Origin of the sequence: Aeromonas sp. SE22 (assembly GCF_038739755.1) — a bacterium.
Lineage (GTDB): Bacteria > Pseudomonadota > Gammaproteobacteria > Enterobacterales > Aeromonadaceae > Aeromonas > Aeromonas jandaei.
In genome coordinates, this window is sequence record NZ_JBCGFD010000001.1 from 496,974 (window position 1) to 512,601 (window position 15,628).

At 59.3% G+C, this 15,628-nt stretch carries 12 protein-coding genes; 7 read left to right on the forward strand and 5 right to left on the reverse strand.

All coding sequences use genetic code 11. The features are described 5' to 3' along the window. Positions 1-9: 9 nt before the first annotated feature. Positions 10-1,626: a peptide ABC transporter substrate-binding protein gene (locus AAHA39_RS02175; RefSeq protein WP_320656037.1), complete on the reverse strand. Its 1,617-nt coding sequence runs from the start codon at positions 1,624-1,626 to the stop codon at positions 10-12. Between the two features lie 381 nt (positions 1,627-2,007). Between AAHA39_RS02175 and fbp the strand changes: the two genes are divergently transcribed. Then, entirely contained in the window at positions 2,008-3,042 is a 1,035-nt protein-coding gene (gene fbp / locus AAHA39_RS02180) for a class 1 fructose-bisphosphatase (RefSeq protein ID WP_041207524.1), read from the forward strand. Positions 3,043-3,115: 73 nt separating this feature from the next. Here fbp and mfd read toward each other — a convergent pair whose 3' ends face one another. Continuing rightward, a complete protein-coding gene (mfd, locus tag AAHA39_RS02185) occupies positions 3,116-6,580 on the reverse strand; it encodes a transcription-repair coupling factor (protein WP_320656080.1) in 3,465 nt (1,154 codons plus the stop codon). Between the two features lie 18 nt (positions 6,581-6,598). Further along, positions 6,599-7,177, reverse strand: coding sequence for a PilZ domain-containing protein (locus AAHA39_RS02190; RefSeq protein WP_033113131.1), 579 nt, complete (start codon positions 7,175-7,177; stop codon positions 6,599-6,601). Between the two features lie 76 nt (positions 7,178-7,253). Between AAHA39_RS02190 and AAHA39_RS02195 the strand changes: the two genes are divergently transcribed. From AAHA39_RS02195 to lolE, 3 genes are read left to right on the forward strand one after another with little or no spacing between them, the layout of a single operon-like run. Next, a complete protein-coding gene (locus AAHA39_RS02195; protein ID WP_042032364.1) occupies positions 7,254-8,489 on the forward strand; it encodes a lipoprotein-releasing ABC transporter permease subunit in 1,236 nt (411 codons plus the stop codon). Between the two features lie 55 nt (positions 8,490-8,544). Further along, positions 8,545-9,243 (forward strand): lipoprotein-releasing ABC transporter ATP-binding protein LolD, encoded by a 699-nt coding sequence (lolD, locus tag AAHA39_RS02200; RefSeq protein ID WP_033113129.1) that lies wholly within the window; start codon positions 8,545-8,547, stop codon positions 9,241-9,243. Continuing rightward, positions 9,243-10,484, forward strand: a complete 1,242-nt coding sequence (lolE, locus tag AAHA39_RS02205) for a lipoprotein-releasing ABC transporter permease subunit LolE (protein ID WP_320656036.1) — start codon at positions 9,243-9,245, stop codon at positions 10,482-10,484. The genes lolD and lolE overlap by 1 nt, the downstream gene beginning before the upstream one ends. A 99-nt stretch (positions 10,485-10,583) precedes the next feature. On the opposite strand, the gene yfbR is transcribed toward lolE, so the two are convergent. Further along, the gene (gene yfbR / locus AAHA39_RS02210; RefSeq protein ID WP_320656035.1) at positions 10,584-11,174 is read right to left on the reverse strand and encodes a 5'-deoxynucleotidase; all 591 of its coding nucleotides are present in this window, start codon (positions 11,172-11,174) and stop codon (positions 10,584-10,586) included. Between the two features lie 95 nt (positions 11,175-11,269). Continuing rightward, positions 11,270-11,704 (reverse strand): YccF domain-containing protein, encoded by a 435-nt coding sequence (locus tag AAHA39_RS02215; protein ID WP_042032366.1) that lies wholly within the window; start codon positions 11,702-11,704, stop codon positions 11,270-11,272. A gap of 457 nt (positions 11,705-12,161) precedes the next feature. On the opposite strand from AAHA39_RS02215, the gene tig reads away from it, so the two are divergent. From tig to clpX, 3 genes are all read left to right on the forward strand, one after another. Then, positions 12,162-13,472 carry a trigger factor gene (gene tig, locus AAHA39_RS02220; protein WP_041207530.1) on the forward strand — a complete coding sequence of 437 codons (1,311 nt, stop codon included), beginning with the start codon at positions 12,162-12,164 and terminating at the stop codon, positions 13,470-13,472. 86 nt (positions 13,473-13,558) lie between these two features. Next, on the forward strand, positions 13,559-14,182 hold the full coding sequence (clpP, locus tag AAHA39_RS02225; RefSeq protein WP_033113124.1) for an ATP-dependent Clp endopeptidase proteolytic subunit ClpP: 624 nt from the start codon (positions 13,559-13,561) through the stop codon (positions 14,180-14,182). A 70-nt stretch (positions 14,183-14,252) separates the two neighbouring features. Next, positions 14,253-15,527 carry an ATP-dependent protease ATP-binding subunit ClpX gene (gene clpX / locus AAHA39_RS02230; RefSeq protein WP_033113123.1) on the forward strand — a complete coding sequence of 425 codons (1,275 nt, stop codon included), beginning with the start codon at positions 14,253-14,255 and terminating at the stop codon, positions 15,525-15,527. Positions 15,528-15,628 lie beyond the last annotated feature (101 nt).

Here is a 15,628-nt window from a genome sequence, read left to right on the forward strand (position 1 = left end):
CCGAGCTGGTTACTGGGCAATCAGATAGAGCTCCTTGCTGTAGACCACATCCTGCGGGTTAAGGTGGGGATAGCCTTTCACGAAAGGCTTGAGCAATCTGGATTTGACCGAGAAATAGATAGGTGCAATGGGGGCATCCGCATCAATGAGTGCCTCTGCTTGTTGATACAGGGTATTTCGTTCAGCGGGATCCAGCGAGTCGTGGGCCTTGGCCAGCAGGGCGTCGTACTCCTTGTTGAACCACTTGCCGCTGTTTGCACTGCTGCTGGAGGTCATGATGTCGAGGAAGGTGGAGGCGTCGTTATAATCCCCGTTCCAGCCATAGCGGCTCACTCCGAAATCCCCCTCGTTGAGTGCCGAGACCATGGTCTTCCACTCCATGTTGTTGAGGGTGGCGGTGACCCCAAGGTTGTGTTTCCACATGGATGATATGGCCAGCGCGATCTTCCTGTGGCTCTCGTTGGTGTTGTAGAGAATGTCCACGGTGAGTGGCTTGTCTGGGCCATAACCTGCTTCGGTCAGCAGGGCTTTGGCCTGCTTGATCCGCTCCTCTTTGCTCTGCAGCTGGCTGGCCGGTTTTTTCAATTCAAAACCGTCCACAATGGGGGGCGTGAAGCTATATGCGGCAATTTGTCCCTGACCCAGGATCTTGTCGGTGATGGTCTCCCGATCGATGGCGAGCGACAGCGCCTTGCGCACCTTCGGATTGTCGAACGGTTTGCGCTGGGTATTGAAGACATAGTAATAGCTGGCCAGCGTGGGGACGCTGACCAGTTCTTCCGGGCTCTTGCTCTTGAGCTGTTGGTACTGCTCCAGCGGATAGGTGGTGTAGTGCAACTCGCCAGTGCGGTAGCGGTTGTAGGCGGAGGTCTCCGACACCACCTCCAGATAGATCACCTTGTTCAGCACGGTGTGCCGGTTGTCCCAGTAGTGCGGGTTGCGCTCGGCGGTCAGCCGCTCATTGGGGGTCCACTCCTTGAGCACAAAGGCGCCGTTGGAGACGATATTGCCCGGTTTGACCCACTCCTTACCATATTTCTCGATGGTGGCTTTGGGGGCGGGGAAGGTGGTGTAGTGCGCCAGCGTCTTCAGGAAGAAGGGAACCGGTTTTTTCAGGGTCACCTGCAGGGTATGTTCATCCAGCGCCTTGACCCCCAGTGCATCGGGGCTCTTCTTGCCCTGAATCACTTCGCTGGCATTGGCGATACCCATCAATTCGATAAACCAGGCGTAGTTGGAGGCGGTCTTGGGATTGGCCGCCCGCTGCCAGCCGTAGACATAGTCGGCGGCAGTGACTGGCTCGCCATTCGACCATTTGGCCTCCGGCCTCAGCTTGAAGGTGTAGACGGTGCCGGTGCTGTCGAGCTCATAGCTGAGCGCGCCAGCAGGCTGGGTCTTGCCGCTGGCATCCAGCACATAGAGACCTTCGAACAGATCGTTGACGATGGCACTACCTGCGGTCTCTTCCACCAGTTGCGGATCTATGGTGGTGGGCTCGGTGCCGATATTGGTGACAAAGGTTTGTTGCTCCGGGGGGAGCAGCCTGGTGCCTGCCGGCACTTCGGCAGCCCAGACGGGCAGGGAGAGCAATCCGGCTACCGTGCCGGCAATGATAGTCTTGTTCATTGATAATCCTTATGTTTTTGCTTCCAACGGAAAACGAGTGTGCGCGATTGGCGTTTGGAACTCAATAGGGGAGAGGCCACCCGTATCTGGTGGGCGAAACGACAGGCCAAAGAGAGGGAAATGTCAGCAAGGTCGCTGTTTGGCGCCGTTTTTTGGCGCAAAATAAGAGCCTGAAAGTTACCGTATGGCCCCCTTTTTGTGGATGATTCGAGTACAAATCAGATTCAAATTGCCGTTTTATTAGCCCGCTTAATTCGCTGCAAAAACAAAAAACAGACGTTACATTAAGTTACAAAACAACACGGCCGAGGATCGGCTCTTTTTTTGTCGATGCTTGCAAACGTTTTCAATGCCAACGGAAACGCTCTTAAAGGACCAAAAATGCGAAACATGATCACCATGGGCGAGTTCATCGTCAAAAAGCAGGCTGATTACCCTACCGCGACCGGCGAACTGACCTCGCTGTTGAGCTCAATCCGCCTTGCCGCCAAGGTGGTGAACCGGGAGATCAACAAGGCCGGGCTGGCCGATATCATCGGCTCCATGGGGGCTGAAAACGTGCAGGGCGAGGTGCAGCAGAAGCTGGACGTCTACGCCAACGAGCGCTTCAAGGCGGCGCTGGAGGCGCGCGGCGAGGTGTGCGGCATGGCATCCGAGGAGGAGGAGGACTTCGTCGCTTTTGACTCGCCGCTTTCCAAAAATTCCAAATACGTGGTGCTGATAGATCCCCTCGACGGCTCTTCCAATATCGACGTCAACGTTTCGGTCGGAACCATCTTCTCCATCTATCGCCGGGTCAGTCCGCAGGGCTCCCCCGTCACTCTCGAGGATTTCCTGCAGCCGGGCAATCGTCAGGTCGCGGCCGGTTACGTGGTTTACGGCTCCTCCACCATGCTGGTCTACACCACCGGTTTTGGCGTTAATGGCTTTACCTATGACCCTTCCATCGGCTGCTTCTGCCTCTCCCACGAAAACATTCGTATTCCGGAGGAGGGCAAGATCTACTCAATCAACGAGGGCAACTACATCAAGTTCCCGGACGGGGTGAAGAAGTACCTCAAATATTGCCAGGAGCGGGATGAAGCGACCCACAGACCCTACACCTCCCGCTATATCGGCTCGCTGGTTTCTGATTTCCATCGCAACCTGCTCAAGGGTGGCATCTACATCTATCCGTCCGGCACCAACTCGCCGAACGGCAAGTTGCGCCTGCTCTATGAGTGCAACCCGATGGCGTTTCTGGTGGAGCAGGCAGGCGGCAAGGCCTCTGACGGCTTCAACCGCATCATGGATATCCAGCCCACTGCGCTGCACCAGCGCACCCCCTACTTCGTCGGCTCGACCAAGATGGTGGAGCGGGCAGAGGCCTTTATGCGCGAATTCTCCTCCCACGAGGACCCGGCCAGTCAGGGGTAATTCTCTGATTTATCGCGAGTGAATAAAAACGGGAGCCCTTGCGGCTCCCGTTTCGTTTTGGCGTTTGCAGCCGTTACTGGCTATGGCTGGCCAGATCCGCCAGCAAGCCATCCACCAGCTTGAGGCGCATGGCCCTGTCCTGAGTCGGCACCTGGAAGCGCAGCCGGGTCGGCCCGTCCATCTTGTAGATGCGCGGCTGCTCGGAGAGCAGCTTGACCAGATAGGTAGGATTGACCTTGGTTTCCTGGGTGAAGTCGAGATAGCCACCGCGCTCGCTCATCTCCACCCGGCGAATGCCAAGGGCGGTAGCGCGCTGACGGAAGGCCGCCAACTCCAGCAGGGTTTTGGTCGCCTCCGGCAACAGGCCGAAGCGATCGATCAGCTCCACTTTGAGTTCGCGCAGCTCCTGTTCGTCCGCCGCGCTTGCGATCCGCTTGTACATGGAGAGGCGCATGTTGACGTCCGGGATGTAGTCGTCCGGCAAGAGCGCTGGCAGGCGCAGCTCCACCTCGGTGTGCTGGCTCATCAGTTGCTCGAGCGAGGGCTCCTTGCCCGATTTCAGCGCCTCGACCGCCTGCTCCAGCATCTCCATGTAGAGGGTGAAACCCACCGATTCGATCTGGCCGCTCTGATCGTCGCCGAGCAGCTCTCCCGCGCCACGGATCTCCAGATCGTGGGTGGCCAGCGCAAAGCCGGCGCCGAGGTCTTCGAGGGAGGCGATCGCCTCCAGCCGCTTGGCCGCATCCTTGGTCATCAGCTTGGGATGGGGGGTGAGCAGGTAGGCATAGGCCTGATGGTGGGAGCGGCCAACCCGGCCCCGCAGCTGGTGCAGCTGGGCCAGACCGAGATGATCCGCCCGATCCATGATGATGGTGTTGGCGCTCGGTACATCGATACCGGTCTCAATGATGGTGGTGCAGACCAGCAGGTTGAAGCGCTGGTGGTAGAAGTCCGACATCACTCGCTCAAGCTCGCGCTCGCGCATCTGGCCGTGGGCGATGCCGATGCGCGCCTCCGGTACCAGTTCGGCAAGGTCTGCCGCGCACTTCTCGATACTCTCCACGTCGTTGTGCAGGTAGTAGACCTGCCCGCCGCGTTTGAGTTCCCGTAGCACCGCCTCGCGCACCACCGCCGGTTCGTGCTGGCGGACAAAGGTCTTGATGGCGAGCCGCTTGGCGGGCGGGGTGGCGATGATGGAGAGATCCCGCATGCCCGACATCGCCATGTTGAGGGTGCGCGGAATGGGGGTGGCGGTGAGGGTGAGGATATCCACATCGGCCCGCAGCGCCTTGATCTTCTCCTTCTGGCGCACCCCGAATCTGTGCTCCTCATCGACGATGAGCAGCCCCAGATCCTTGAAGGTGAGCTCGGAGCCGAGCAGCTTGTGGGTACCGATGATGATGTCGACCTTGCCCTCGGCCAGCTCCTGCATAACGCTGTTTTGCTCCTTGGCAGAGCGGAAGCGGCTCAGCACCTCGACCCGCACCGGCCAGTTGGCGAAGCGGTCGCGGAAGTTGTCGTAGTGCTGCTGGGCGAGCAGGGTGGTGGGCACCAGCACGGCGACCTGTTTGCCGCCATGAACGGCCACAAATGCCGCCCGCATCGCCACTTCGGTCTTGCCAAAGCCCACGTCGCCGCACACCAGCCGATCCATGCTCTTGGCCTGACACATGTCCCCCAGCACCGCATTGATGGCGTTGAGCTGATCCTCGGTCTCCTCGAACGGGAAGCCAGCGGCAAACTGGCGATAGGCCTCGCGGTCATGTTTGAAGGCAAAGCCGGCGCGAGCCGCGCGGTGGGCGTAGACATCAAGCAGCTCGGCCGCCACGTCGCGCACTTTTTCCGCCGCCTTGCGCCGCGCCTTGCTCCAGGCCTCGCCGCCGAGCTTGTGGCTGGGCGGGTTGTCAGAGCCGGTGTAGCGGCTGATAAGGTGCAAACTGGTAACCGGCACGAACAGCTTGTCGCCGCCGGCATATTCGAGGGTCAAAAACTCGGTGGGCAGGCCACCGGCGTCGATGGTTTCAAGCCCCAGATAGCGGCCGACCCCGTGATCGAGGTGCACCACCGGCTGGCCCTGGGTCAGCTCGCCCAGGTTTCTGATCACCGCATCGGAGCTTAAGTTTTTGCTCTTCTCCCGTGCCCGCTTGCTGCGTACCTTGCCGCCCAGCAGCTCGGTTTCGGTGATCAGGGCCAGTGGTTGATTACTGGCATCAGCTCCAGTTTCCTGCCACAGGAAACCGCGCTCGAGCGGTGCAACCAGCAGGCCGTGGCGATCCTGGCTCGCCATAAAGGCGTCGAGGGAGGGAAACTCCTTGGGTTGCAGGGCGATGCGCGCCAGCAGCTCGCCCAGTACTTCACGCCGCCCCTCGGACTCCACCGCAAACAGGGTGCGCCCGGCAAAGCCTTGCAGGAACTGGTTGAGCGCCAGCAGTGGCTGCTCCTTGCTGTGGTCGAGTTGCAGATCCGGCAGCGTGCTGGCCGGCATATCGTGTTGCCCCGCATCGCCGGCCGTCGGCCCCTCCTGCAACCTGACGGCGCCGTAGTTACCAAGGGCGGCAAAGAGCTGCTCCACTGGCAGGTAGAGCTGGGCCGGGGGGAGCAGGGGGCGGGTGTTGTCCCAGCGCCTGTCCTCGTAGCGCTGCTCGATGTCGTTCCAGAAGCGCTGGGCGGCGGGATAGATATCCCCCACGGTGAGCAGCAGGGTCTCTGCCGGCAGGTAGTCAAACAGGCAGGCAGTCTGGTCGAAGAAGAGCGGCAGATAATACTCGATGCCGGCAGGCCAGCGTCCCTTGCTCACCTCCTGATAGACGGAGCCCTCGGCGCGGGAGATCTCGAACTGCTCGCGATAGTGGCCGCGAAACAGCTCAATGGCCCCCTCATCGGTCGGAAACTCCCGGGCAGGCAGCAGGCTGGCGCTCTTGACCGGCTCGCTGGAGCGCTGGGTCTCGGGATCGAACGGACGGATGGAGTCCACTTCATCGTCGAAGAAGTCGATGCGATAGGGACTGTTGCTGCCCATGGGGAAGAGATCGAGCAGGGAGCCGCGGGCGGCAAACTCGCCGTGCTCCAGCACCTGATCCACCGCCACGTAACCCGCTTCGGCGAGGCGCCCGCGCAGCTGTTGCAGGTTGAGGCGCTGGCCGCTTTTCACCATCAGGCTGTATTTGTCGAGATAGGCACGCGGTGCACAACGCAGCATCAGGGTCGAGACGGGGACGATCAGTACGCCGCTGCTCATCTGCGGCAGCTTGTAGAGAGTCTCGAGCCGCTGGGAGATGATGTCCTGATGGGGGGAGAAGGTGTCATAGGGCAGCGTCTCCCAATCCGGGAACAGCAGTACCGGGCAGCCCTTGTCGGCCAGCAGGTATTGCAGTTCCTGTTCGAGGCGAAGGGCACTCGGGGTGTCTGCGGTGAGCAGCAGCACGGGCCCCTTGTTTTGTGTAATAAGGCGAGCGGCGATGAGCGAGAGGCTGCTGCCGACCAGTTGGCCGAGCGTGATCTTTTGGCCCGCTTTGGCGGGCAAGGCGGGGAGTGTCATTGGCATCGTTCGATTCTTTTAACGTTGTTGGCGCTCTTGGGCACGCAGTTTGAGCTGTTTGGATTGCACATGGAGGCTGGCACGTACCAGCAGTTCACGGTCATCTTCACGGATCCGTACATAGTCGAGCACTACATGGGTGCCATGCTCGCCCGGGGTGACCTCCCTGACCTGGCCATAGCAGTAGATGGCGGCGGCCTCTTCGCGCAGGAAGATCTTGAGGCGCACTATCTGGTGCGGATGCGGCGCATCCCCGTGGCCATGATAGGGGTGCAGGTAGGTGAGCTCACCAGCGCCAAAGCGCAGGGTGTGGAAGCGCTGCTCAGGGTGATCCTGCATGGAGAGCACATAGCCCATGATCATGTCGATCTTGCGCGACTGCTGATTGACGATCTCGACCAGATCGTGCATCGATTCGTTCTGATTGCGCAGCAGCCGGCTGGTCACCATGTCGATGGAGGTGATGGCCGAGGAGATGCGAAAAGGCTCCGGCAGCTCAGCGTCCAGCTCCGTGAGCGAAGGGAGATGGAAGTCTGCCGGCATGGGGATCACATTGACCGGCATGGCATGAGTAACGCTGAAGAACTGTTCCTGCATGGAGGCTATCCCTTGTTGTCATGGACGGTTTCCCTTTATTATCCGGTATCTTATTTTGTTGGCAACGTAGATATCCTTGAAGACTGGACTTTTTCAGCCCCTTTCGCTGGCCATCGGCCTGCGTTATGCAGGCTCGAAGCGCAGCAACCGCTTCGTCTCATTTATCTCCCTGTTCTCCACCTTCGGCATTGCTATCGGGGTTGCGGCCCTGATGGTGGTCATTTCGGTGATGAACGGTTTCGAAGGCCAACTCAAGGGGCGCATCCTCGGGGTGATCCCCCATGTGGTGGTTACCAACGAGGCTGGCCGCATTGATGCCGCGCCGCAAGGGCTGCCGGACCTGGCCAGGCTGCCTCATGTGGTGGCCACGGCCCCCATGCTCGACAGCGAAGGGATGCTGCAAAGCCCCGGTCAGCTAACCGGCGTCAGCGTGCAGGGGATCGATCCCGCCCTCTGGCCCAAGGATGACATCCTGCACTCCCAGATGCTGGGGGGGCGCCTCGATACCTTGCAGGCCGGTCACTACCGTATCGTGCTGGGGCAGGGGGTGGCGCGCCGCCTCAATGTCACCATCGGTGATCAGGTTCGTCTGATCCTGACCGAAGGCTCCCGCTTTACCCCCTTTGGCCGGGTGCCGGCCCAGCGCCTCTTTACCGTCTCCGGTATCTTCGGGGTGGGTGCCGATGTGGATAACCAGATTGCGTTCATTGCGTTGGGGGATGCCCAGCGTCTGCTGCGGCTGCCGACAGAAACCGTCGGTGGCATTCGCCTCTGGCTCGATGATCCGTTTGCCGCTGATCAGGTGATCAAGACGCCGCTGCCCGACGGCCTGCTGTGGCAGGATTGGCGCCGTGAGCGGGGCGAGCTGTTCCAGGCTGTCGCCATGGAGAAACGGATGATGGGGCTGATGCTGGTACTGATCATCGCCGTTGCGACCTTCAACATCCTCTCCGCGCTGGTGATGGTGGTGACGGACAAGGAGGGCGAAGTGGCTATTCTGCGCACCATGGGCATGAGCGAGTCGGGGATCGTCAAAATCTTCATGGTGCTCGGCGCTTCCAGCGGGGTGATTGGCTCCCTGTTTGGTGCGCTGGCGGGGCTTGGCCTGACCCTCGGCCTCAACCCGCTGCTCAATGCGGTGGGGCTCAATCTCTATATGGCTGCGGGCGGGAGCGGCTTGCCGGTTATCGTCGAGCCAGCCCAGGTCGTCACCATTTTGCTGGGCGCCGTGCTGCTCAGCTTCAGCGCCACCCTTTATCCAGCAGCCCGCGCGGCGCGGGTGAAGCCGGCGGAGGCGCTGCGTTATGAATAATTCATCTTCTGTTGTTACCTCTGGTGCAATTACTGGAGCAAGTGGAGCCCCCTTTATGAATGAAGCCGTATCCCGTGAGCCTCTGCTGCGTTGCCAGGCCCTCAACCATGTCTACAAAGAGGGCGAGCTGGAGACCCAGGTACTCAAGGGGATCGATTTGAGCGTCGCACCAGGCGAGATGCTGGCGGTAGTGGGGAGCTCGGGCTCCGGCAAGACCACCCTGCTGCACCTGATGGGGGCGCTCGATAACCCCTCCAGTGGCGCCGTGCTGTTCAAGGGGGAGGATATTCACCACTGGGACAGCCGTACCCAGGCCCGTTTTCGCAATCAGGAGCTGGGTTTCGTCTATCAGTTCCACCACCTGCTCTCCGAGTTCAGTGCGCTGGAAAATGCGGCCATGCCGCTGCTGATCGCCGGTGAATCGGTAGCGGTCGCTACCGAGAAGGCGACCCGGATGCTGGGGCGGGTAGGGCTCTCCCACCGTCTCAACCACAGACCGTCCGAGCTCTCCGGTGGCGAGCGCCAGCGGGTGGCGATTGCCCGTGCGCTGGTCAACGAACCGAGTCTGGTGCTGGCGGACGAGCCGACCGGTAACCTGGATCACGCCAGTGCTACTGCCGTCTACGAGCTGCTGTGCGAGCTTAACCGCGAGCTGGGCACTGCGTTTGTGGTAGTCACCCACGATCTGAGTCTGGCGGCCAAGCTTCATCGTCGGGTCACGCTGGTGAGCGGCGTGATGGCGGAGGTTGCCTGATGTTCAAACCGCTGCCCCTCTTTCTGGGCCTGCGCTATAGCCGCTCCCGTCGTCGCAACGGGTTTATCGCCTTTATCTCCGCCTCTTCTCTGATCGGTATCGCCCTTGGGGTGATGGCGCTGATTTTGGGCCTCTCCGCCATGAACGGCTTCGAGCGTGAACTGAAAGACCGGGTGCTCTCCGTGGTGCCGCAAGGGGAGCTGGATGCTGTCGAGCGGCCGCTGCCGGATTGGCCGCGCCTGCGCGACTACCTGCTGGCACAGCCCGGGGTGGAAGCCGCCGCCCCCGTCATTCGTCTCAACGGCCTGCTGGAGCACGGCTCCGCCCTCAAGGGGGTTCAGCTGCGTGCCGTGCTACCCGATCTGGAAGCCAATCTCTCCGATGCCGGCAAATACATGACGGGCCGTGGCCTGCGTGAGCTGCAGCCCGGCGAGCGGGGGGTGATCCTCGGCAAGACCATCGCCGACAAGCTGGGGGTGAAGGTTGGCGACAACCTTGCCCTGCTGTTGCCGCAAGGGGGCGATCAGACGGGGATCAAGAATCCCCGCCGGGAAACCCTGACTGTGGTCGGGTTGCTGGAGATCGGCGGCCAGCTCGATGGTCTGCTCGGTTTTATGCACCTGACCGATGCGCAAGCGATCACCGGTATGGGCAGCGATGTGGAAGGTTTCAGCCTGCGGGTGAGCGATGTGCTCAAGGCGCAGTCCATCACGGTCGCGGCGGCCCAGCGCTTCCCCCATCACGTCTATATCCGCAGCTGGATGAACAGTCAGGGTTACCTCTATCAGGACATCCAGATGGTGCGTACCGTCATGTATGTGGTGATGCTGATGGTGGTGGCTGTGGCCTGCTTCAACATCGTCTCCACCCTGGTGATGGCGGTGAACGAGAAACGCAGCGAGATTGCCATCCTGAAAACCATGGGGGCGAGTCCCGGTCAGATCCGGCTCACTTTCGTCATTCAGGGGATGGTCAATGGCGTGGCCGGTGCCCTGCTCGGTGCGCTGCTGGGGGGCCTGCTCTCCAGCAAGCTGACCCAGATCTTGGGTGTTATCGAGAAGCTTATTGGCCACCGCTTCCTCAATCCGGATATCTACTTTATCGACTTCTTGCCGACCGAGTTGCATATGCAGGATCTGCTTATCGTGACGGGGGCGGCCATCCTGATGAGTCTGGTTGCTACCCTCTATCCCGCCTGGCGGGCGAGCGGTCTGGTACCGTCTCGAGAGCTGGGTCACTGATGCACAGCATCTGATCCGCTAATCAAAACGAAGAGCCCGCCGGTGTTAAACCGGCGGGCTCTTCTGTTTTTTGTCTGTGTGTCGATGTGGTGAGCGGACTTAGTGGGCGTTCAACTCATCGAGCGGCAGAGAGAAGCTCGCAACGAAGGTGTCGATAAAGTAGCGCATCTCCTCGCTCATCCGGGCTGCCAGCATCGCCTCGAGGCGCTTGCGAGCCGGTTCAAACTCCCGGTTGCCAGCGTTGATCTCCTCCAGACACTTGGTATAGGCGCAAAGGGTGTCGGCGTCTTTCACCAGCCTTGCCAGCTCCTCATCCTGCATCGCCGAATCGAGCAGTGGGCGAAAGTCCTCCACCAGTTCCGCTGGCAGCATGCCAAGGAGGCGCTGCTCGGCGGCCAGCTCAATCTTCTTGTATTCGCGGGCAATCTCGGGATTGAAGTACTTGACCGGGGTGGGCAGATCGCCGGTCAGCACCTCGCTGCTGTCGTGGTAGAGCGCCATGACTGCTGCGCGGTCGGCATCCACAGTGCCGCCAAAGAGCCGGTTTTTGATGATGCCGAGGGCGTGGGCCACCATGGCGACCTGCAGGCTGTGCTCGGCGATGTTTTCCGGTTGGATGTTGCGCATCAGTGGCCAGCGGTAGATGAGCTTCATGCGGGCGAGATTGGCAAAAAAGTGGCTGGGGAGCATGAGATGCCTCGAATGGATGAAATGAAAAAGGGCAGACCCTAGTCTGCCCTTTTTTTGCAATACAGGCACCGCCTGCCATCCGATTTTTAACCCGCTCAGCGGATATAGCGGCCTGATTCGGCTTCCTGATTGGTTACGATCATCTGGCCGATGGGGGCCAGACTGATGATGGCCAGCTTGAGATGCTGGATGCCAAACGGGATGCCGACGATGGTGATGAAACAGGCCAGAGCAGAGGCAATGTGGCCGATGGCCAGCCAGATCCCGATCAGCACGAACCAGATGATGTTGCCAATCAGCCCGAGGGTACCGGTGCCGATATCACCTTGACCCGTCATCGCCTTGCGACTGACCGCCTGCTTGCCAAACGGGAAGAAGGTGAAGGTGCCAATGACGAAGCAGGCGCGCCCCCAGGGGATGCCGACCAGCGAGATAAAGCAGAGCAGACCGGCCAGCCACCAGGCCAGGCCCATAAAGACACCTCCCAGTACAAACCAGAGCAGATTGAACAAGAAGCGGAAAAAGGCCATGTGGGATACTCCAGACTTATCAAGTTGGTTGCCACCATAACGAGGGAGGGCAGGGGACGCAACGATTGATTGGCCCGGATGCATCGGGCCGGTCAACCCGGGTCGTGATACCACCTATGGGCAGCGGGTATTCAGTTGCCGGATATTGACCAATAGATCGGCGTTTTAGGCAAATTTGCGCAGAAAAAGGTGAGCAAGCGCAAAAATATCGCGCAATGCCAGTTGAAGTTCGGGCTGCAACTCCCCATATAAAGAGCACTTTTGCACGAATTGTGCCTCTGCGGCGCCCAATGTGGGGGTTGCGTGGCTCGACTCGACCAGAGTGCGCCGCTATAATGCCGCGTCATATTTTCTCATCACAAAGACATATTGTTGTCTTTATAAACAGGAAGACTCCGGCTTTGCCCGGAGGCAATAAAGGGTCAGCACACAGTGCTGAGTTGAACGAGGTAGAAGAATGCAAGTTTCTGTAGAGACAACCCAGGGTCTGGAACGCCGTCTTACCATCACTGTACCGGCTGCTACCGTAGACGCCGCTGTGCGCAAAGAATTGAACGGCCTGGCCAAAACCCGTCGCATCGACGGTTTCCGTCCTGGCAAGGCTCCGGTTGCCATCATCAAGAAGATGTTTGGTGCCATGGCTCACGCCCGTGTTGCCGATGAAATGATGCAGAACAACTTCATCAAAGCCATCATCGAAAACAAACTGAGCCCGGCTGGCGCGCCGACCATGGATCCGAAAGAGATCAAAGAAGGCGAAGATTTCGAATTCACCGCCACTTTCGAAGTGTACCCGGAGTTCGAAGTTGCCGGTCTGGAAAGCATCAAGGTTGAGAAGCCGGTTGCTACCGTGAAGGACGAAGATCTGGCCAACATGATCGACACCCTGCGCAAGCAGCACGCTACCTGGGCTGAAGCTGACGTAGCTGCTGCCAACGGCATGCGTGTGACCATGGACTTCGTCGGTTCCATCGACGGTGAAGAGTTCGAAGGTGGCAAGGCTGAAGGCTTCAACCTGGTACTGGGTGCCGGCCGCATGATCCCTGGCTTCGAAGATGCCATCCTGGGCAAGAAAGCGGGCGACGAGTTCACCATCGAAGTGACCTTCCCGGCTGACTACCACGCTGAAAACCTGAAAGGCAAAGCGGCCAAGTTCGCTTCCAAGCTGAACAAGGTTGAAGAGCAGATCCTGCCCGAGCTGACCGAAGAGTTCGTCAAGCGTTTCGGCATCGAGAGCGGTTCCGTTGAAGAGCTGAAAGCCGAAGTGCGCAAGAACATGGAGCGCGAACTGGCTCAAGCCCTGAAAAACAGCGTGAAAGAGCAGGTTCTGAACGGTCTGGTTGAAGCCAACCAAATCGATCTGCCGAAAGCTGCCGTTGCGCAAGAGATCGACGCGCTGCGCCAGCAGGCTCTGCAGCGCTTCGGTGGTTTCCAGGGCGGCAACGCTCCGGAGCTGCCGGCTGAGCTGTTCCAGGCTCAGGCCGAGCGTCGTGTACGCGTAGGTCTGCTGCTGGGCGACGTGATCCGCACCAACGAAATCAAGGCTGACGATGCTCGCGTGACCAGCATCATCGAGTCCATGGCGACTGCGTACGAAGATCCGAAAGAAGTGATCGAGTACTACCAGAAGAACGAACAGATGCTGAACGGCGTTCGTAACCTGGCCATCGAAGATCAAGCTATCGACCTGATCCTCTCCAAAGCGCAAGTGACCGAAAAAGAAGTTGCCTTTGACGAAGTGATCAACAAGTCTGGCGCCGCTGCCTAAGAACATTTGACTTAAGGTCAAGACTGTTAAGTATAATGGCTCGTGTGATCTCCACTCGGGCCATTTTATTTTAGGGACAATGCCTTATGTACAAGAACTATAACGATGTGACCGATTCTCCCAGCAATGCGCTGGTCCCCATCGTGGTCGAACAGACTGCCAAGGGTGAGCGTTCCTACGATATTTACTCCCGTCTGCTGAAAGAGCGGGTGATCTTCCTGACCGGTCAGGTTGAAGATCACATGGCCAATCTGGTGGTTGCCCAGTTGCTGTTCCTCGAGTCCGAGAATCCGGACAAGGACATCTACATCTACATCAACTCTCCGGGTGGCTCCGTGACTGCGGGCATGTCCATTTATGACACCATGCAGTTCATCAAGCCGGACGTGAGCACCGTCTGCATGGGGCAGGCCTGCTCCATGGGCGCCTTCCTGCTGGCTGGCGGTGCCAAGGGCAAGCGTTTCTGCCTGCCCAATGCCCGCGTGATGATCCACCAGCCGCTGGGCGGTTTCCAGGGCCAGGCATCTGACATCCAGATCCACGCCCAGGAGATCCTGAAGATCAAAAATACCCTGAACGAGCGTTTGGCTTTCCATACCGGTCAGGATATGGCTACCATCGAGCGCGACACCGACCGCGACAACTTCATGTCTGCCGAGCAGGCAGTCGCTTACGGTCTGGTCGACGGTGTCTTGACTCAGCGTGGCTGAGCAGGGTGTCCCGGTCTGTTGTAAACTCAACAGGCCGACCCATCCTCTATTGATAAAACGAGGTTGCTGAATGACAGAAAAACGCAAGGGTGAGGGTGATAAGCTGCTCTACTGCTCTTTTTGCGGCAAAAGCCAGCATGAAGTGCGTAAGCTGATCGCTGGCCCTTCCGTCTACATATGTGATGAGTGTGTCGAGCTGTGCAACGATATCATCCGCGAGGAGATCCGCGAGATCTCTCCCAAGCGCGATGGTAATGAGCTGCCGACCCCTCATCAGATCCGCGCTCATCTCGATGACTATGTGATCGGGCAGGAGTACGCCAAGAAGGTGTTGGCCGTTGCCGTCTACAACCACTACAAGCGCCTGCGCAACAGCGGTGAAAACAGTGGTGTGGAGCTGGGCAAGTCCAACATTCTGCTGATTGGCCCGACCGGTAGCGGCAAGACCCTGCTGGCCGAGACCCTGGCTCGCCTGCTGGATGTGCCGTTCACCATGGCCGATGCGACCACCCTGACCGAAGCCGGTTATGTGGGCGAGGATGTGGAGAACATCATCCAGAAGCTGCTGCAAAAGTGCGACTACGACGTGGAGAAGGCCCAGCGTGGTATCGTCTATATCGACGAGATCGACAAGATCTCCCGCAAGTCGGACAACCCCTCCATTACCCGCGATGTCTCCGGGGAAGGGGTGCAGCAGGCCCTGCTCAAGCTGATCGAGGGGACCATCGCTTCCGTGCCGCCACAAGGTGGTCGCAAGCATCCGCAGCAAGAGTTCTTGCAGGTTGATACCTCCAAGATCCTCTTCATCTGTGGTGGTGCCTTTGCCGGTCTGGACAAGGTGATCGAGCAGCGTTCCGTCAAGGGAACCGGTATCGGTTTTGGCGCCGAGGTGAAGTCCAAGGATGCCAAGGCTTCCTTGAGTGAAACCTTCGCCAAGGTGGAGCCGGAAGATCTGATCAAGTACGGTCTGATCCCCGAGTTCATCGGCCGTCTGCCGGTGGTGGCGACCCTGACCGAACTGGACGAGGCTGCCCTCATCCAGATCCTGCAAGAGCCGAAAAACGCGCTGACCAAGCAGTATGCCGCGCTGTTCGATCTGGAAGGGGTTGAGCTGGAGTTCCGTGAAGATGCGCTGCACGCCATTGCCCGCAAGGCGATGGAGCGTAAAACCGGTGCTCGTGGTCTGCGTTCCATCGTGGAAGCTGTGTTGCTCGATACCATGTATGACCTGCCTTCTCTGGAAGGGGTCAGCAAGGTGGTTATCGACGAGACCGTGATCAAAGGGGACTCCGCGCCCTTGATGATCTACGAAAATCCCGAGACTCAAGCTGCCGCATCAGAGTAACAGTCTGATTTTTAATCAAATGGAAGGGGCTTTTTGCCCCTTTCATGCTTTTTGCGGTTTAGACGATTGAATCTCGTTGGAGCGCCCCCATATACTCAGCC